The sequence below is a fragment of the Cupriavidus sp. 05L411 genome (assembly GCF_056398045.1).
The window spans coordinates 94,317-112,633 of sequence record NZ_JBFTOQ010000009.1 but is presented as its reverse complement, the minus strand read 5'-3'; the positions used below and the strand labels follow the sequence as shown (position 1 = coordinate 112,633).

Genomic DNA, 18,317 nt, shown 5'->3' with positions numbered 1-18,317 from the left:
TTGCTTTTCGGCAACAAAGGCCGGCCCATGCGCCCTGTCGGACGGCCACCGATGGCCAACCGGCGTTCGCCGAGCCATACTTCAGTCCGGACGGCTTTCGGGCGGCACGCACGCTGATTGTCGAATGCGTCCCAATGCGTCCTCATCGCCCCGTGCGCGCCTCGCCGCGCGGGGCTCTTCTTAGGCGCATACGATGCGGACCCCCGGCATTTTCTGCCAAGGCCGCAAGGCTTGGCGATGGAGAATCCGGATGCAGACTGTCATATCCGATAACGAAAGCGCCCCCGCTGCCGCTCCTGCGGCCTCCTGGCGCCGGTTGACGCTCCGCGCCTGTGCAACCCTGGCGGTCTGCAGTGCCATTGCGGCGCTGGGATGGATCGCCTGGATCTGCTGGCGGCTGGTCAGCGTGATCGCGCCGGGCAGCATGAGCTTTGTCGACGCCTTGATGGTGTTGGTGATGCTGGTCTTCACCTGTGGTGCGGCCGTTACCGTCTGCGCCGTGTGCGAGATGGGCCAGCGCTAAGCGGCGCCTCATATTTCCCTGGTCATTCCCTTCAGGTCGATCCATGCATCGAACTGGGCCGCCGTGACATGTCCCGAGGCGAGCGCCGCTTCGCGCAGCGGCAGGCCTCGCGTGACCGCCAGCTTGGCGATTTCGGCGGCGCGGTCGTAGCCGATGTGCGGGTTGAGCGCCGTCACGGGCATCAGCGAGCGCCCGAGCATTTCGGCGATGCGCTCGCGATCCGCCTGTACCCCTTGCACCATGTGTTCGGCGAAGCTCGCGGCCGCATCGGCAAGCAGCGTGACCGATTGCAGCAGGCTATAGATGATCACGGGCTTGTACGCGTTGAGCTCGAGCGTGCCGAGGCCATTGGCCAGCGTGACGGTGGTGTGGTTGCCGATCACCCGGCAGCACACCATGGCCAGCGCCTCGGCCTGGGTGGGATTGACCTTGCCCGGCATGATCGAAGAGCCGGGCTCGTTGGCTGGCAGGATCAGTTCGGCAAATCCCGCGCGCGGGCCGGAGCCGAGCAGCATGAAATCGCGCGCAATTTTCAGGAAGGACGATGCCGTGGTATTGAGTGCGCCCGACAGGTCGGCCAGCGCATCGTGCGAGGCTTGCAGCGCGTAGCGGTTCGGCGCGGGCTCGAACGGCAGGCCCGTGTAGTCCGACAGCGCGCGCGCGAAGGCCGCGGCAAAACCGTGCGGCGCATTCAGCCCGGTGCCCACCGCGGTGCCGCCCTGCGGCACCGGCATGGCGCGCAGCATGGCCTGGCGCAGGCGCGACTGGGCATCGCCTACCTGGGCTTCGTAGCCGGAGAACTCCTGTCCCAGCGTCAGCGGCACGGCGTCCTGCAAGTGCGTGCGGCCCACCTTGACGATGTCGCTGAACGCGTCCACCTTGCGCCCGAGCGCCTGCTGCAAGGTCTCCAGCGCGGGCAGCAGTTGCAGCTGGATCGCCCGGGTGGCGGCGATATGCATCGCCGTGGGAAAGCTGTCGTTTGAAGACTGGCTGGCGTTGACGTGATCGTTGGGATGCACGGGCTGCTTCGCGCCCGGCTCGCCGCCTAGCAGCTGGATCGCGCGGTTGGCAATTACCTCGTTCAGGTTCATATTGGTCTGCGTGCCGGAGCCGGTCTGCCAGACCGAGAGCGGAAACTCCCCGGGCCACTTGCCGGCGATGATCTCCTGCGCCGCTGCCTCGATGGCGTGGGCCAGTTCCGGCTTGAGCACGTGCAGCTCTCGATTTGCACGCGCTGCGCAGAGCTTGAGGATGGCGAATGCTTCGATCAGCGCGGGCGGCATCGTCTCGCAGCCGATGCGGAAGTTCTGGCGCGAACGCTCGGTCTGCGCGCCCCACAGGTGCCGGGCTGGCACCGGTATGTCGCCGAGGCTGTCGGTCTCGATCCGGGTGGCGTCCTGCTTGCGCTCGGGCATGGCATTCTCCTGTTCGGTCGAAGGCGGCGTGGCAACCGATCCCCGCGCCTTAGAATACGCCCCCGGCTGCAACGGCGTCATCCCTGGCGCCGGGCGCGGCCACCGAGGCCCAGCGCCCGATTCACCTGCGCTATCACCACGCGTCTCCAGCATGCTCATTGCCCAGCTCAAGTCCTTCTTCATGGTCGCCCGCATCGGCAGCGTGACCCAGGCAGCCAAGCGGCTCGGCCTGTCGCAGCCGACCATCACCGCCCAGATCCGCGCGCTGGAGGAGGCCTACGGCGTCGAGCTGTTCCATCGCGGCGGGCGGCGGCTGGCCCTGTCGGATGCCGGGCTGGCGTTGCTGCCCAAGGTCGAAGCGCTGGTCCAGCAGGAAACGGAAATCGACTTTTTCCTGCGCCACTCGGGCGACCTGCGTACGGGCAGCCTGCGCATTGGCGCCACCGCGCCGTACTACGTGCTCGACATCATCGGCCGCTTCAGCGCGCGCTACCCGGCTATTGATGTGGCGGTCGAGACCGGCAACTCGCAGGAAGTGCTCGATGCCCTGCAGGAATATCGCGTGGACGTGGCCTCGTCCTCGCAGAAGGTGGACGACCCCCGCCTGGAGCGCATGCTGCTGGGCGAGGACCCGCTTGTGCTGGTGGTGCATCGCAGCCATGTGCTGGCGGCGCAGGCACGGGTGCCGGTCGCCGCGCTGGCCAGTTGCCGGCTGCTGATGCGCGAGGCAGGGTCGACCACGCGCATCGTCACCGAGCAGATGCTGGCACGGGCGGGCGTGGTGCCTGCCACGCCGATGGAGATCGGCAGCCGGGAATCGATCCGGGAGGCGGTCATTCGCGGACTCGGCGTATCCGTCATTGCCCGCCACGAGGCGCCGAGCCATCCGCACCTGAAAATGCTGGATTTTGAGGATAGTAGCGAGGAAATGAGTGAGTATCTTTATTTTTTACGCGAACGGCGCGGGGCGAGGCTGATCGATGCATTCGTCGCCGCGGCACGCCCTGGCGCGCAGGTCATGCCGGACTAGTCCGCAGCCGCCTGCTTTACTGCCTCGGGCCCTGTCCTATTGTTTCTCGCCCTAAGCCGCGCGATATCCCCGCTGGGAGAAAATACATGCACTGGTCTGCAATTTATCGCGCCAGAATGGCACTGCGAGCGGTCTTCGCTGACCGGCAACAGCACCTTGCGGGCTAATGTAGAGACATTTGCCTGGCAATGTGAAGTGTTCCCCGCTTCAGAAGGGGGTGGGTTCCCTCGTGACGTGGAAACTGTCAGGCTTGGGCTGCCCGCGAAAGGCCGTGGCGTCTGCCCGCCCGGGAAATCGTCCGGATCGGGGCATGGGGGCTGCCGTTGTGGATGTTGCGAGGATGGAACATAGCCATTGTTGCTCGCAAAGCATTTGCCCAGATCGCCGGGTTGGTAAGAAAATGGCGCTCCAACAATAAGAAGAATATTGACAGTAAGCAATTAAAACAGGATCTCGGGGTGAATCAAGCAATTCTGCAATATCTCACTGAGCGGCATTGCTCGTCGCAATGGCGTGATGTGCTGTCGGCGCTCGCCGAAGAACTATCCGAGTCCATGGACGTGGCTGGCCTGCGCGCCGTGATGTGGCGTGTTGGCACGCGTTTTGCCAAGCGTTTCGATCCTGGCGCTTGCACGACGCTTGCGGAGCTTGAGCGCGCCGTCGCCCAGATCTGGCTGGATGTGGACTGGGGCTGGACCAGCATCGAGGATGTGGGGGGTGCTCTCGTGGTCCGGCATTTCTGCGCGCCGCTGAACGCGGCGCTTGGAGACGGAGCCGACACCTGGTCGCCGGCATTCCTGGAGGGGGCGTACCAGCACTGGTTTCGCATGCTCGGCTCGTCCGAGACCCTGCGGGTCAGCCAAAGTACACCGATCGATGCCACCGGATGCGTGGAGTTCCGGTTCGGGCGTTGAAGTGCCGTCTGCTGTTTGCGGCAGTTTTCGCGCCGGCGTACTGCCTTGCGTGAGTGAGATCCCATGAGTCAATCCGACGATTTGTCCAAGCTGTTCCAGCGTTTCGGCGGCAAGGCGGAGTCATACAAAGAGATCGTGCGCGAAGACGCGGCGACGCAGGCGCGCGAGCGCTGGCCGCTGCTGACGTCCGTGCGGGTCGACCGCGCTGCCGTAGTGCCACCCGTGCAGCCCGCCGCGCCGCCTGCGCATGACGTGGCCGGTACGGTAGCGGAGCCGGCCGCGCCATTGTGGCGCGCGGCCCTGCCGGCAGGCGAGCTTCCGCCTGCCGCGGAGCCGGCTCGCGCCGCCGAGGCTCCTGCCGCTCAGGTTGCCCCCCCGGCCGCCTCGGCGATGAGGCCGCGTTTCCGCACGCCGGAAGGCATGGCGCCGGTGGCGTCGGCCTCGATGCCGCGATCAACGCCGGAAGTTGCCGCAGCGCCGCCCCAACCCGCAGCCGTAGCGAACCCGGTCGCTGCCCCCGAGCCCGAGCCGGCCCGCATTTGGTCCCCGGCGGCGCCTGCGGCGGCGGCTGAGCCAGCCCGCGCCGCCGACACCGAATTATCCAAGGTGTTCGCCCGCCTCGAAGGCCGCCAGGAGCCGGCCACCACCAGCGAGCGCGCACCCGCGCGCCGCTCCTTTCTAGATCGGCTGAATCGCTCGTGAAGATCATTGCTGTTGTCTCGGCCAAGGGCGGCGTGGGCAAGACCACGCTGTCGGCCAACCTGGCTGAAGCGCTGGCGGTTGCCGGCGAGAACGTACTCGCCGTGGACCTGGATCCGCAGAATGCGCTGCGCCTGCATTTCGGCATGCCGCCGCAGGAAGTTGCCGGGCATGCGCGCGCCACGCTGGCCGGAGAAGCGTGGCAGCAGAGCATGTACAAGGGCCGCTCCCGTGTGCTGGTCATGCCGTTCGGCTCGCTCAACGAGACGGACCGCTCTGCGTTTGAAGCGCACCTCTCCACCCATCCGGGATGGCTGCGCACCCAGCTTGCCGGACTTGGCCTGGGCCGCGACGATGTCGTTGTGATTGATACGCCGCCGGGCCCGTCGCCCTACATGCGCCAGGCACTGTCATGCGCGCAGCTGTGCCTGATGGTGTCGCTGCCGGACGCCGCGTCCTACGCCACCATGCCTCTGATGGAAGACCTGATCCGCACCTATTGCGAGGGCCGGCCCGATTACCTGGGCCATATGCTGGTGATCAACCAGGTCGACGTGAGCCGTCAGCTTGGCAAGGATGTGGTGCAGGTGCTGCGCGCCCAGCTGGGCGAGCGTGTGCTGGGCGTGATCCACCAGGACCAGGCGGTGGCAGAGGCGCTGGCCTACGACCGCAGCGTGCTCGAGTACAACCCTCACAGCCAGGCCACGCACGACCTGCAGCGCTGCGCTGCATGGGTGCGCCAGGCCCTGGCCGCTCACGGAGAAGCCGCGTGAAGCCAGCCAAGGCAAAAGCCGCCGCAGCGCCCAAGGGCGCACGGGCCAAGGGCAAGGACAAAGTCAAAAGCAAGGGCAACGACAAGCCCAACGCGCTGTCGGCCGCGTTGCAGGGTTTCGGCAACACCTTCGTCGCGCTTCCCTTTTGGGACAGCGCTGTGGCGCGGTTGCTGGCGTTGCTGGCCGGGTTGTTCATGTTTGCGCTGGTCATCACGGTGCCGCTGGATTTCTGGCAGCAGGTCGGGTTTGCCGCGGTGTGCTTCGGGCTGGCGGTCTGGCTGAACCGGGTCAAGGGCCACCTCGCCACGCTGATGATGGTGATCCTGTCGATCGCGGCCTCCAGCCGTTATATGTACTGGCGCCTGACGGAAACGGTGGGGCTGGGCGGCTGGTTCGACTCCGCTTTTGGCATTGGCCTGGTGCTGGCAGAGATCTACGCGTTCGTGGTGCTGATGCTGGGCTACTTCCAGACCGCGTGGCCGCTCAAGCGCCGTCCGGTGGCCATGCCCGCGGACATGGCCAGCTGGCCGACCGTGGATATCTTTATCCCGACCTACAACGAGCCGCTGTCGGTGGTCAAGCCGACGGTATTCGCGGCGATGTCGCTGGACTGGCCGCGCGACAAGATCAACGTCTACGTGCTGGACGACGGCCGGCGCGAGGAATTCCGCGAGTTCTGCGAGAAGGTAGGCGTCACCCACGTGACGCGCAACCACAATCGCCACGCCAAGGCAGGCAACATCAACGAAGCGCTCAAGGGTACGCACGGCGAGTACGTGGCGATTTTCGATTGCGACCACATTCCCACGCGCTCCTTCCTGCAGATCAGCATGGGCTGGTTCCTCAAGGACCCCAAGCTGGCCATGCTGCAGACGCCGCACTATTTCTTCTCGCCCGATCCATTCGAGAAGAACCTGCGCACCTTCCAGGAAGTCCCCAACGAGGGCGAGTTGTTCTACGGCCTGGTGCAGGACGGCAACGACCTGTGGGACGCTACCTTCTTCTGCGGCTCGTGCGCCGTGATCCGCCGCGCGCCGCTGCTGGAAGTGGGCGGCATCGCGGTGGAAACCGTGACCGAGGACGCGCACACCGCGCTCAAGCTGCACCGCAAGGGCTACGGCACCGCCTACCTGGCGATCCCCCAGGCGGCGGGGCTGGCCACGGAAAGCCTCTCCGGCCACGTCGGGCAGCGCATTCGCTGGGCCCGGGGCATGGCGCAGATCTGCCGGGTGGACAACCCGCTGTTCGGGCCGGGCCTGTCGATCCCGCAGCGGCTGTGCTACCTCAATGCCATGCTGCACTTCTTCTACGGCTTGCCGCGGCTGGTGTTCCTGACGGCGCCGCTGGCCTACCTGCTGTTCGGCGCTCACGTGATCCAGGCCTCGGCGCTGACCATCGCCACCTTCGCGCTGCCGCACCTGTTGCATGCGAACATGACCAACTCGCGCATCCAGGGCAAGTTCCGCCATTCGTTCTGGAACGAAGTCTACGAATCCGTGCTGGCGTGGTACATCATGCGGCCCGTGCTGGTGGCGTTCGTCAACCCCGCGGCCGGCAAGTTCAACGTGACGCCCAAGGGCGGCGTGATCGAGGAAGCCTATTTCGACTGGGTGATCTCGCGTCCGTACCTGGTGCTGCTGCTGTTCAACGTGCTAGGCGTGGTGGTGGGCTTCCTGCGGCTGTTCCTGTGGAACCAGTTCGAGGCCACCACGGTGGTGCTCAACCTGATCTGGACGTTCTACAACCTGATCATCCTTGGCGCCTCCATTGCAGTCGCCAGCGAGACGCGCCAGATCCGCGTGGCGCACCGCGTGGCGATGAAGCTGCCCGCCACGCTGCACTTTCCCGATGGCCGCACGCTGGTGTGCGAGACCATCGACTTCGCCGAGGGCGGCATCGGCATGCGGCTGCCGCCGGGTATGAAGGCCGCTGTGGGCGAGCAGGTGCAGATCTCGCTCTACCTGCAGAACGACGAGCACATGTTCCCCGCCAAGGTGGTGTTCCAGGGCGACACGCACACCGGCCTGGAGCTGGCGGAAATGAGCCCGCGCGAGGAGATGGCTTTCGTGCAATGCACCTTTGCGCGAGCCGACGCGTGGATCGATTCGTGGGGCCGCAAGCGCCCGGATGCCCCGGGGTTGGCCGCCGGCCAGATCCTGCGCATCGGCCTGCTTGGCTTCCATAACGTGATGTTCCACCTCGGGCGCGAGATGCGCCAATTGTTGCGCCGTCCAGAACCTGGCGCTTCCACCCGTTGATCGGCCTCGTTGGCCCAGCGCCGCGTCCCGGAACGGTTCGGGTCGCGGCTTGAACACGCACCGGACCACCGGCAAAAAGACAGAGAATGCGTTTGACCAAGACACCACGCCTGACCGATCGCTCGCCTGCGCGCTCAACCGCGCACCGCACCGCGCGCCTGCCCGCCGCTACCCGTCTTAGCGCATTGCTCGCGCTCGCTTTGCTGACGGTGACCCCGGCCGGCGCCCAGCGCGCCAGCGTGCCCGACACCACGCGCGATGCGGTCGCCGCGCAGTCGCCCGCCGGGGTGGCAGCGCAGGCTGCCGCCGCAGCGCCCCGCAGCGGCGCGCGCACCGTGCAGCTCACGCTCAAGCAGCTGGGCGCCACCGCACCGTTCCAGTTGCGCGGCGTGGACGCCATCAACGGCGTGCCGTTCTCGATCCGCGCCGACGAGGTCGTGACCGGCGCGCGCCTGAAATTGCGCTACACGTATTCGCCCGCGCTGATACCGGCGTTGTCGCATATCAACGTGATGGTCAACGGCGAGGTTGCCGGCGCCGTGCCGGTGCCCAAGGACACCGCGGGCACCAGCCTGGAGCGTGATGTGCCGATCGAGCCGCGGCTGATCACCGAGTTCAACCGCCTCAACCTGCAGCTGATCGGCCACTACACCACCGATTGCGAAGATCCCTTCCACTCCAGCCTGTGGGCCACCGTTGGCAACAGCAGCGTGCTGGAGCTCACGCTCACGCCGGTGGCGCTAGCCAACGACCTGGCGCTGCTGCCGCTGCCGTTCTTCGATCGCCGCGACGTTAGCCGCCTCAGGCTGCCCTTTGTGTTCGCTGGTGCGCCGTCGACGGCCACGCTGGAAGCCGCCGGCACGGTCTCGTCGTGGTTCGGCGCGCTGGCCGGCTATCGCGGCGCGTCGTTTGCCGCCACGCTCAACCAGGTACCGGCTACCGGCAATGCGGTGGTGTTCGTCACCAATGAAGAAAAGCCCGCCGGCGTGCCGGTGCCCGCCATCGGCGGGCCGTCGATCGCGGTGGTGCCGAATCCGGGCGATGCGAACGGCAAGCTGCTGCTGGTGATGGGCCGCGACAGCGCCGAGCTCAAGACCGCGGCGCAGGCGCTCACGCTCGGCGCGCGCGCGTTGTCCGGGCAGAGCGCCACCATCAACAAGCTCGACGACGTGGCGCCGCGCGTGCCCTACGACGCGCCCAACTGGATCCGCAGCGACCGCCCGGTGCGCTTCGGCGAGCTAGCCGAAGTGCGCGACCTCAATGTCTCGGGCTACAACCCGGACCTGGTGCGGGTGAATTTCCGGCTGCCGCCCGACCTGTTCGGCTGGCGCAGCAAGGGCATCCCGATCGACCTGAAGTACCGCTATACGCCGCGCCCGGTGGTGGACAAGTCCACCCTCAACATCAGCGTGAGCAACCAGTTCCTGCGCGCCTACGCGCTGCGCTCGGTCAAGAACCAGGATGGCCGTGCCAGCCAGTTGCTGGCCAAGGTGCTGCCGGATGGCTCGGTGCCGGTCGACGAGCGCATCGAGCTGCCGCTGTTCATGCTGCCCGCGCAGTCGCAGCTGCAGTTCCATTTCTACTACGACTACCTCAAGCAGGGCGCGTGCAAGGACGTGATGCTGGACAACGTCAAGGGCGCGATCGACCCGGACTCGACCATCAACATCACCGGCCTGCCGCACTTTATCGCACTGCCTGACCTGGCGGTGTTCGGCAACAGCGGCTTCCCCTTCACGCGCATGGCCGACCTCTCCGAGACCGCGGTCATCCTGCCGGACAAGCCCGCTGCCGAGGACTACTCGACCTACCTCACGCTGATGGGGCGCATGGGCGAATCCACCGGCTATCCCGCCACCGGAGTGGCCGTGAGCGGCGCCGCGCAGGTCGACAAGCAGGCCGCGCGCGACCTGCTGGTGATCGGCACCACGCAGAGCCAGCCGCTCTTCACGCAATGGGCCGAGCGCATGCCGGTCACGCTGGCCGGCAATGAAAAGCGCTTTGCGCTGACCGATCTGGTGTCCGCCGTGACGGGGTGGTGGAACGGCGCGGATGGCACGCGCAACCGCCCGGTCGAGACGCGCATGTCGATCAGCAGCGCCAGCACCGATGCCGCGCTAAGCGCTTTCGAGTCGCCACTGGCGTCCGGGCGCAGTGTGGTGGCCGTCACCAGCAATGCGCCGCAAGGCCTGCAGACCGTGACCGAGGTGCTGCTCGATCCCGACCGGGTCACGAAGGTGCAAGGCAGCCTGGCGCTGGTGCGCGGCAAGGAGATCGACAGCCTGGCGGCACAGCAGAACTACCACGTGGGCAAGCTGCCGCCCTGGACCTATGTGCAGTGGTGGCTATCGCAGCGCCCCCTTGTCATGGTGCTGATGATCGGCGGCGCTGCGCTGCTGCTGGCGGTGTTGATGTATCTGTCGCTGCGGGCGCGCGCCGCGCGCCGCAAGCTGGGGGAACACAAGTGAGCGTGAACCGCACACGCCGCCGATGGCTCGCGGGCTTGCCCGGCCTGGGCGCGCTCGGGGCGCTGGGTGGCTGGCCCGCGCTGGCCCACGCCGCAGCGCCTAAGGCATCGGCGCCGGCTGCCTGCGCGTGGCCGCTGTACCAGCAGTTCCTGTCCCGCTTCGTGCAGGCCGACGGCCGCGTGCTCGACCCGTCCACCAAGGAGCAGCAAAGCACCTCCGAGGGCCAGTCCTACGGCATGGTGTTCGCCCTGATGGCCAACGACCGCGCTACCTTCGACCGCCTGTGGCAATGGAGCGTTGCCAACCTCGGCGCGGGCAACCTGCAGGACAAGCTGCCCGCCTGGCAGTGGGGCCACCGGGCCGACGGCTCGTGGGGCGTGATCGATGCGAACCCCGCATCGGATGCCGACCTGTGGTTCGCCTTCGCGCTGCTTGAAGCCGCGCGGTTGTGGAAGCAGCCGCGTTATGGCGAGCAGGCGCGCGCGCTGCTCAAGCTGGTGGCCAAGCAAGAGGTGGTGTCGCTGCCCGGCTTTGGCACCATGCTGTTGCCGGCGCCGCAGGGCTTTGTCCAAGGCAATGCCGACGGCCCGCGCCAGTGGCGCCTCAATGCCAGCTACCTGCCGGTGCCGTTGCTGCGCCGCCTGGCCGCAGTCGAGCCGTCCGGCCCGTGGGGCACGCTCGCCACGCAGGCCGGCAAGCTGGTCGACGCAGTGGCCAAACAGGGCATCGTGCCCGACTGGTCGGCCTACCGCAGCGACGCGGCCGGCACCGGTTTTCTCACCGACCCGGACAAGGGCGATGTCAGCAGCTACGACGCTATCCGCGTCTACCTGTGGGCCGGCGTGACACCGCGCGGTGACGCCGCTGGGCGCATGCTGATGAAGGCGCTGGCGCCGCAGGCGCAGCGCATGGCGGGACGCGCCGCGCCGCCCGAGCGCATGCACGCCGACAGCGGCGCCGTGGACGGCGACGGCCCGGCGGGCTTCTCCGCCGCACTGGTGCCGCTCCTGCAGGCGGCCGGATCGCCGGCAGCCGCGGTGCAGCGCACCCGGGCGGAGACGATGATCGACTCGGCCACGGGCAAATCCGCCGCCACGTACTACGACACCGTATTGGGATTATTCGGCCTCGGCTTTGCCGAAGGCCGCTACCGGTTCGCGCCTTCGGGTCAACTGGAGCTGGAGTGGGAGAAGACATGTCGAACCGCAAGCGCCCGGCCATGAACGGACGCGCGAACACCCCCCGCCCGGTGAGCGGGAAGCATATTGTTGCGGACACCGCGCGCGGCAAGGGCCTGCGTGCCAAGACGCTGGTGCTGAGCCTGCTGACAGCGTTCGCCGCGGCCGCCACGGCGCAGGAAGACCCGGTCAAGCTGCTGGTGGACCAGGGCAAGTACTGGCAGGAACGCGGCCGCAGCGACCGCGCTGCCGAGGCGTGGCAGAAGATCCTGCGCCTGAATCCGGCCCAGCCGGAAGCCCTGTATGGCATGGGCGTGGCCGAAGCCGAGGCGGGCCGCCCCGATGGCGCGCGCACCTACCTGGAGCGCCTGAAGAAGGCCCAGCCCAACTCGCCGCTGGTGGCGCGCCTCACGCAGGTGATCAGCAGCGGCGGCGCGACCCAGCAGGTCGAGCAGGCGCGCCAGCTGGCGCGCAGCGGCCAGAGCGAGGAAGCAGTCAAGCGCTATCAGCAAGCCGCGGGCGGCGCGGTGCCGCAAGGCAACCTGGCGCTGGAGTACTACCAGACGCTGGGCGGCACGGCGCAGGGCTGGGATGAAGCCCGCAAGGGCCTGGAGCAACTGGCCCGCGCCAATCCGTCGGACAACCGCGCGCAGCTCGCGCTGGCGCAGCACCTGACCTATCGCGAGTCCACGCGCCGCGACGGCATTCGCCAGCTGGAGGCGCTGTCTAAAAGCAGTGACGTAGCTGCTCAGGCCAGCGAGAGCTGGCGGCGGGCGCTGACCTGGCTGGGCGGCCGCCCGGCGGATGCGCCGCTGTACCAGGCCTGGCTGGCAAGCCATCCCGACGACGCCACCATCCGCGCCAAGCTCGATGCGGTCAAGGCCCAGCAGCAACAGCAACAGCAGCAAGCCACGCAAGCGGCAGGCGCCGCTGGCAACCCCGTGCGCCAGATCGTGCAGCAAGGCTTCGATGCCATGGATGCCGGCGACCTCGAACGCGCCGGCGACCGGTTCCAGACCGCGCTGCAGGAGCGCCCCGGCGACGCCGACGCGCTCGGCGGCATGGGCGTGCTGCGCCTCAAGCAGGAGAAGTTTGCGGAGGCCCTGGATTTCCTCGACCAGGCCGCCAAGCGTGGTGCCGGCGGCCGCTATCGCAGCGCGCAGAACAGCGCCACGTACTGGCTGCTGTCCGAGCAGGCCAGCGCCGCGCGCGGCGCGGGCAACCGCGCCGAGGCGCGCAGCCTGCTGGAGCGTGCGGTCAAGCTCGACCCGCGCGAGCCTTCCGCCCAGGTGGCGCTGGCTGACGTGATGGCCGAAGAAGGCCAGTACGCCCCGGCCGAAGCCGCGTATCGTCGCGTGCTCAAGCAGCAGCCCGACAACCCCGACGCCACGCGCGGCCTGGTTGGCGTGCTGGCGGCGCAGAACAAGAGCGCGGAGGCGCTCGCCATCGTGCAGAACCTGACGCCCGCCCAGCAGGACAAGGTGGGCTCGCTGGGCAAGCTGCGCGCCGAGGAGGCGCGTGGCCAGGCCCGCGCCGCCTTGCAGCGCGGCGATGCCGCCGGCGCGCGCCGCGCGCTGGAAGACGCGATGGCGGCCGACCCGACCAACCCTTGGGTGCGCCTGGATGTGGCGCGCGCCTATGCGTCGATGGGCTTGAAGGAGCAGGCGCGCAGCGTCATGGACGGCCTGCTGCTGTCCAACCCCAATATGCCGGACGCGCTGTATGCCAGCGCGCTGCTGTCCGCCGAAACCGGCGACTGGCAAAGCGGGCTTGAAGCGCTGGAGCGCATTCCCCCGCAGAACCGCACCCGCGACATGGGCACCCTGCAACGCCGCCTGTGGGTGCACGCCGAAGCCGAGCGAGCCAGCGGGCTCGCCGCCGCCGGCCAGCAGGCCGCGGCGCTGGGCGTGCTGCAGCAAGCCGAGCGCTACGCCCAGCAGGACCCCGACCAGCTCGGCGCGCTGGCGCTGGCTTACGCCGATGCGGGCGACGAGGCGCGTGCACTCTCGCTGATGCGCAACGTCATGGGCCGCACGGTGCGCCCGGACGTCGGCATGCAACTGCAGTACGCCGCCATTCTGCTCAAGACCAAGCAGGACGTGGAACTGGCCGGTGTGCTGCGCCAGCTCGCCAACGCCAGCCTGAGTAATTCGCAGCGCCGTGACTATGACGACCTGCGGGTCGCCTACATCGTGCGCCAGGCCGATGCGCTGACCGAGAGCGGCGACCTCGTGGCTGCCTACGACATGCTGGCGCCGGCGCTCTCCGAGCGCCCCGGCAACAGCGCCGTGCGCGCCAGCCTGGCGCGCATGTACGCGCAGGCGGGCGAGAACAAGAAGGCCCTGACACTGTACGAGAGCGTGCTGGAGAAGGATCCGCGCAACCTTGACCTGATGCTGGCGGCAATCGGCACCGCTACCGCCGCCAAGGAGTACAGCTGGGCCGAAGGCACGTTGCAGATGGCGCTGGCGCAGGCACCCAGATCGCCCAAGGTGCTGACCGCCGCCGGGCGGCTCTACCGCGCCCAAGGCAAGACTTCGCGCGCCGCCGAGTACTTCCGCGCAGCGGTGGCGGCGGAGAACGCCGCGGGCATAGCCTCGGCCGGCGCGCGTCCGGATGGCGCGGGCTTCGACCGCGTGCCGTCCAACCCGTTTGTCGGCCTGCCCGGCCAGCGCGGCAGCTCGCAGTTGCCGCCGCCCGGGTCGCAGGCGCCGTACCTGATCGTGCCCGGTCCCACGCGCGCCGCGGCCGCGCCCCAGCCGGCAATGGCGCCCGCGCCGGTGATGATGAACGCCGGCGCACAGGCCTCGCAACCCTACATCCCGGCGCCGATGTCCGCCGCCGGGCAGGGCATGGCACCGGAGATCCAGCAGCCGCAGGCCTACTATCCGCAGCAGGTGCAAGCGCCCATGCCGATGCAGACGCCCGCCAGCACGCGCGGCAAGAATGCGCGCGCGGCCAAGGCGCCGGCGCAGGCTTATCCAGCCAATCAGGCTTACCCCGCCTATCCAGCCAACGCGCAGGTCGCCCAGCAGCCGGGCGTGCCCTATCCCGTGACGCAGCAGGCCGTGGCACCTCAGTATCCCGCTGCGCAGTACGCCACGCCGGCGGCCAGCGGCTACGCGGCGGCGCCCGCGCCGGCCGCGACCGCGCGCCAGCCGATTGGCGCGCAGTCGCGCGCGCCTTGGCTGGCCGAAGCCGATTCGCAGGCTAGTCCGACCGGTCCCAAGACCGCGCAGCAGGAACTCAACGAGATCGAATCGCAGCGCACCAGCACGCTCGCCGGTGGCCCTGTGCTACGTGGGCGCAATGGCGACTCCGGCATGAGCCAGCTCACTGAGATGCAGGTGGTGGCCGAAGCCAAGATGGCCGTTGGCAACGGCAAGCTGGTGGCGCGCGTGACACCGGTTGCGCTGGATGCCGGCTCCGTCGGCAGCGACTTCAACACCGCCTCGCGCTTTGGCGGCGGCCCGCTGGCGGTGCCGGTGGGCGGCGCGCCCGTCAACTCGGCCGGCACGCCGCTTCGGTCCACTTCCGCTGGGCAGCAGAACGCCTTTGGTGTGGCGCTGGGCGTCGCCTATGAATCGGACCGCATCAAGGCTGACATTGGCAGCACGCCGCTGGGCTTCCGCTACACCGACGTCAATACCGGTGTGCGCTTCAACCTGCCGCTGACACAACGCACCACGCTGTCGCTTGGCGCATCGCGCCGCCCCGTTACCGACAGCTTGCTGTCGTATGCGGGCGCGCGCGATGACCGCACCGGCCTGCAGTGGGGCGGCGTGATGAACAGCAGCGGGCGTGTCGACCTGGGTTGGGACGATGGCTTCTTCGGCATCTACGGTTACGGCGGCTACGGCTTGCTGACCGGGCACGATGTGAAGCGCAACACGCGTTGGGAAGGCGGCGGCGGGTTCTACCTGCGCCTGATCGACAGCACCGAGCAGCGCCTGATGAGCGGCGTGAACTTCACCTCGATGGGGTACGCGGATAACTTGCGCTACTTCACCTTCGGGCAGGGCGGTTACTTCAGCCCGCAGACCTACTTCGCCGTGACCGTGCCGCTCTCGCTGGCAGGGCGCAGCGGCCGGCTGGCCTACAATGTGCGCGGCGCGTTGGGCATGCAGGCGTTCCGCGAGGATGCGTCGGACTATTTCCCGACCGATCGGGCGGCCCAGTCGGCGGCCGGCAATACCGTCTATCCAGGCCAGTCCAAGACCGGCCTGGCCTACAATCTGGTTGGCTCGATGGAGTACCAGGCGGCCCAGCAGCTGTTTGTCGGCGGCATGCTTGGCATCGACAACGCGCGCGACTATCGCCAGTGGTATGCCGGCGTATATGTGCGTTATGCGTTGCAACGCCAGACCGGGCTGATCGCGTTCCCGCCGGTGGCGCCACAGTCCGCTGTGGGCCCCGCGCCGTTCTGAGGGGCGCGCAACGGATGAATCAATCAAGTGAAGCGCAGCCAGGCGGCTGCGCAAAGGAAGTCCATCATGGGTGAAGCAAAACAACGGGGCAGCCAGGCAGAGCGTGCCGACCAGGCCCGCGCGCGGCTCGAAGGCATGCGGCCCGCGCAACTGGTGTGCGGCGCGTGCAAGACGGCGTTCAGTACCTTCGATGCCATCGATGCTCCCAACCTGCGCGGCATCGATGCCGTGTTTGGCGGGCAGTGCCCGAGCTGCGGCAACGATGTGCTGGTGTTCAAGGGCGAGCCCCAGGCCGTGGCGGATGCCATGGTGGCATGGGAGCGGATGATGGGCGCGGACACCAAGCTGGGCTATCAGTCGCGCGATGGCAAGCACGTGCCGTTCGAAGAAGGCAAGTAAGTCAGCCAGGCGAGCTAAGTCAGCTGTCCAGCAGTTCCGGCGGTCCCATCTCAAAGCGGCCCCGGCCTGCCGCCTTGGCGCGGTAGAGCAGGGCATCGGCCTGGCGCATCAGCTCCTGGTCCGGCATGGGCGCGCCCTTGTAGAGTGCCACGCCGATGCTCACATCCACATCGGCAAACACCCCGTCGATGAAAAAGCGCCGGCTCACCGAGTGCACGATGGCCTGCGCAATGCGCTGGGCATTGGCCGCGCCGCCGATATCCTCCAGCACTACCGCGAACTCGTCGCCGCCCAGGCGGGCCACCGTGTCGCGCTCGCGCACGCAGCGCTGCAGGCGCCGCCCGAAGGCCTGCAGCAGCAGGTCGCCGGTGATGTGGCCGTGGAAGTCGTTGACCGCCTTGAAGCGATCCATGTCCAGGTAGAGCAGCGCCATGAGCCGGCCGTCTTCGCGGCTGCGCGCCATGGCGGCCTGCAGCAGCGCCTCGAAGGCGTTGCGGTTGAGCAGCTGGGTCAGGTGGTCGAGCCGGGAGATACGCGATAGCCGCAGGGTCTCCAGCTTGCGCTGGGTCACGTCCTGCACATGCACATGCACGCCCACCACATGGCTGCCATCCGCGCTCCATTCGGGGCGCAGGCTGGTCTCCATGCAGCGGTAATCCGGATCGCTTTCTTCCGTCTCGAACGTCACCGCGCTGCCCGCCAGCGCTTTTTGCAGGAACGGCCGGGCGCGGGCATAGCGGGTGTCGCCGATCACCTCGCGCACGGTCATGCCGCGCAACGCCTGTACCGTGATGCCGAAAGTCCGCTCGTAGGCGAGATTATTGAAGACATAGCGCTCGTCGGGCCCGATAAAGGCCAGCAGCGCGGGCAGCGTGTCGGTGACCGCGCGCAACTGGCGCTCGCTCAGGTCGAGCTGCTCGCGCCGTTCGCGCACGTCATGCATCAACTGCCCGAAGGCGCGCGCCAGATCGCCGATCTCGTCACGCTGCTGCGCCGGCAGTTTCTCGTAGGCCGCGAGGTCGTGCGCGCTGTCGCTTACCACCTGGTGCAGGCGCGTGAGCGGCGTCAGCAGATGCCGTACCGTCAGCCAGATCAGCAGGGCCACTACCGCCAGCGACAGCAGCGCCAGCGCGAGGAAGCGCACCTGCATGGCGTGCAGCGGCGCGAACGCCTCCTGCGCGGGCAGCACCGCTACCAGTTCCCATCCGGTGCTCTCCATCAGGTAGCGCGAGATCAGCGGCCTGGCGGGTGAGAGAAACTCGGCACGCCCACTGTGGTCGTCGACGCCACAAGTGTCTCCCAGCGCGCGGGCCGGCTGCATGGCCTTGGCCGGATCGGGGTGCCGCACATAGACCGGCATCCGCCCTCCCGATACCAGGCAATAGAAGCCGGTGGTGCCGAGGCGGTTGTGGGTGATTTCCACCAGGAAGTTGGCGCTCGACAGGTCGAGCCAGCCCCCCAGCAGGCCAAGGAATTCGCCTTGCTTCGAGACGATGGGCACCGCCACCAGCACGCCGGTCGCGCCATTGATACGAGCGCGGATAGGTGGGGTGATCACGGGCTCAAGGGTGCGCGCGGCTTCGCGGAAGTAGTCGCGGTCGGCAATGCTGACCTGCACGCCATCCCTGGCCAGCACGCGGCCCTGGGCATCGGCCAGCATGAACGCATTGAAGGAGCCGGGCACGGGAATCCGTTGCTCCAGCATCAGGCGCAGTTCCGCGCCCGGGCGGCCGAGCTCGCCGGCCAGTTGCGGCGCCACGTGGGACAGCAGGGTGATGCGGTCTTCCATGGCGGTGTCGAGCTGGTCCGCGGCGAGCTTGACGATGGAATCCTGCTGGTCTTGCAGCGCGGCGCGCAGGTCGTCGTGGGCGTAATAGAGCGATGCCAGCACGATGCCGGTACCAAGCACGGCGGCAAGCGCCGTGGTAATCAGCGCGAGACGCGCCTTCAGGGAAAGCGAAACTTGGGGCATGCGAGCCGGCGGTGTCGGGGGACGGCGCGCGCCTTCTGGACGGCCGGCCCGCATGGTTGCCGGGAGTCGGGCTTCGGCAGGCTTGCAGGCCCGCCAACCCTACCACAAGCGCTAGCCCCGCGCGAGTCTGGCATGGGCGCGCGCGGGCCGCGCCCGCCAGCGTGTGGCGCCGCACGTTACCGTGGCGCGCCGGGGGTGGGCGCGCCATTGCCGCCACGGTATAGTGGACCGTCGCCCTGCGGCGGCAGGGCGAGGCCACCG

General features: G+C 68.2%; 12 protein-coding genes. 10 read left to right on the top strand and 2 right to left on the bottom strand.

What is annotated here, in order from left to right; genetic code table 11:
* Positions 1-250: 250 nt before the first annotated feature.
* Positions 251-523, top strand: coding sequence for a hypothetical protein (locus AC1DQR_RS13325; protein ID WP_416051340.1), 273 nt, complete (start codon positions 251-253; stop codon positions 521-523).
* Between the two features lie 8 nt (positions 524-531).
* On the opposite strand, the gene AC1DQR_RS13320 is transcribed toward AC1DQR_RS13325, so the two are convergent.
* Positions 532-1,938 carry a class II fumarate hydratase gene (locus tag AC1DQR_RS13320; protein WP_477133134.1) on the bottom strand — a complete coding sequence of 469 codons (1,407 nt, stop codon included), beginning with the start codon at positions 1,936-1,938 and terminating at the stop codon, positions 532-534.
* 151 nt (positions 1,939-2,089) lie between these two features.
* On the opposite strand from AC1DQR_RS13320, the gene AC1DQR_RS13315 reads away from it, so the two are divergent.
* The 9 genes from AC1DQR_RS13315 (at position 2,090) to AC1DQR_RS13275 (ending at position 16,084) form a co-directional block, all read left to right on the top strand.
* Complete coding sequence (locus tag AC1DQR_RS13315) at positions 2,090-2,968, top strand: LysR family transcriptional regulator (RefSeq protein ID WP_477133133.1); 879 nt, start codon at positions 2,090-2,092, stop codon at positions 2,966-2,968.
* Positions 2,969-3,297: 329 nt separating this feature from the next.
* Positions 3,298-3,882 carry a cellulose biosynthesis protein BcsD gene (gene bcsD, locus AC1DQR_RS13310; protein WP_416051342.1) on the top strand — a complete coding sequence of 195 codons (585 nt, stop codon included), beginning with the start codon at positions 3,298-3,300 and terminating at the stop codon, positions 3,880-3,882.
* Positions 3,883-3,945: 63 nt separating this feature from the next.
* Positions 3,946-4,584: a cellulose biosynthesis protein BcsP gene (gene bcsP / locus AC1DQR_RS13305; RefSeq protein WP_416051343.1), complete on the top strand. Its 639-nt coding sequence runs from the start codon at positions 3,946-3,948 to the stop codon at positions 4,582-4,584.
* Entirely contained in the window at positions 4,581-5,354 is a 774-nt protein-coding gene (gene bcsQ / locus AC1DQR_RS13300) for a cellulose biosynthesis protein BcsQ (RefSeq protein ID WP_174425716.1), read from the top strand. The genes bcsP and bcsQ overlap by 4 nt, the downstream gene beginning before the upstream one ends.
* The gene (bcsA, locus tag AC1DQR_RS13295) at positions 5,351-7,612 is read left to right on the top strand and encodes a UDP-forming cellulose synthase catalytic subunit (RefSeq protein ID WP_416051344.1); all 2,262 of its coding nucleotides are present in this window, start codon (positions 5,351-5,353) and stop codon (positions 7,610-7,612) included. The genes bcsQ and bcsA overlap by 4 nt, the downstream gene beginning before the upstream one ends.
* An 86-nt stretch (positions 7,613-7,698) precedes the next feature.
* Positions 7,699-10,080 (top strand): cellulose biosynthesis cyclic di-GMP-binding regulatory protein BcsB, encoded by a 2,382-nt coding sequence (gene bcsB, locus AC1DQR_RS13290; RefSeq protein WP_477133132.1) that lies wholly within the window; start codon positions 7,699-7,701, stop codon positions 10,078-10,080.
* The gene (gene bcsZ / locus AC1DQR_RS13285) at positions 10,077-11,303 is read left to right on the top strand and encodes a cellulose synthase complex periplasmic endoglucanase BcsZ (protein WP_416051346.1); all 1,227 of its coding nucleotides are present in this window, start codon (positions 10,077-10,079) and stop codon (positions 11,301-11,303) included. Before bcsB ends, bcsZ begins: the two co-directional genes overlap by 4 nt.
* Complete coding sequence (locus AC1DQR_RS13280; RefSeq protein WP_477133131.1) at positions 11,276-15,685, top strand: cellulose synthase subunit BcsC-related outer membrane protein; 4,410 nt, start codon at positions 11,276-11,278, stop codon at positions 15,683-15,685. Before bcsZ ends, AC1DQR_RS13280 begins: the two co-directional genes overlap by 28 nt.
* Positions 15,686-15,751: 66 nt before the next feature.
* A complete protein-coding gene (locus tag AC1DQR_RS13275) occupies positions 15,752-16,084 on the top strand; it encodes a hypothetical protein (RefSeq protein ID WP_043357448.1) in 333 nt (110 codons plus the stop codon).
* 19 nt (positions 16,085-16,103) lie between these two features.
* Here the strand turns inward: AC1DQR_RS13275 and AC1DQR_RS13270 are convergent, their stop codons facing one another.
* Complete coding sequence (locus AC1DQR_RS13270; RefSeq protein WP_477133130.1) at positions 16,104-18,056, bottom strand: sensor domain-containing diguanylate cyclase; 1,953 nt, start codon at positions 18,054-18,056, stop codon at positions 16,104-16,106.
* Positions 18,057-18,317 lie beyond the last annotated feature (261 nt).

Excerpts from the sequence above, each read along its gene's own strand:
- AC1DQR_RS13280 (WP_477133131.1), top strand. The coding sequence starts at position 11,276 with ATGTCGAACCGCAAGCGCCCGGCCATGAACGGACGCGCGAACACCCCC.
- bcsB (WP_477133132.1), top strand. The coding sequence starts at position 7,699 with ATGCGTTTGACCAAGACACCACGCCTGACCGATCGCTCGCCTGCGCGC.
- AC1DQR_RS13325 (WP_416051340.1), top strand. The coding sequence starts at position 251 with ATGCAGACTGTCATATCCGATAACGAAAGCGCCCCCGCTGCCGCTCCT.
- bcsP (WP_416051343.1), top strand. The coding sequence starts at position 3,946 with ATGAGTCAATCCGACGATTTGTCCAAGCTGTTCCAGCGTTTCGGCGGC.
- AC1DQR_RS13270 (WP_477133130.1), bottom strand. The coding sequence starts at position 18,056 with ATGCCCCAAGTTTCGCTTTCCCTGAAGGCGCGTCTCGCGCTGATTACC.
- AC1DQR_RS13315 (WP_477133133.1), top strand. The coding sequence starts at position 2,090 with ATGCTCATTGCCCAGCTCAAGTCCTTCTTCATGGTCGCCCGCATCGGC.
- bcsD (WP_416051342.1), top strand. The coding sequence starts at position 3,298 with ATGTTGCGAGGATGGAACATAGCCATTGTTGCTCGCAAAGCATTTGCC.
- AC1DQR_RS13275 (WP_043357448.1), top strand. The coding sequence starts at position 15,752 with ATGGGTGAAGCAAAACAACGGGGCAGCCAGGCAGAGCGTGCCGACCAG.
- AC1DQR_RS13320 (WP_477133134.1), bottom strand. The coding sequence starts at position 1,938 with ATGCCCGAGCGCAAGCAGGACGCCACCCGGATCGAGACCGACAGCCTC.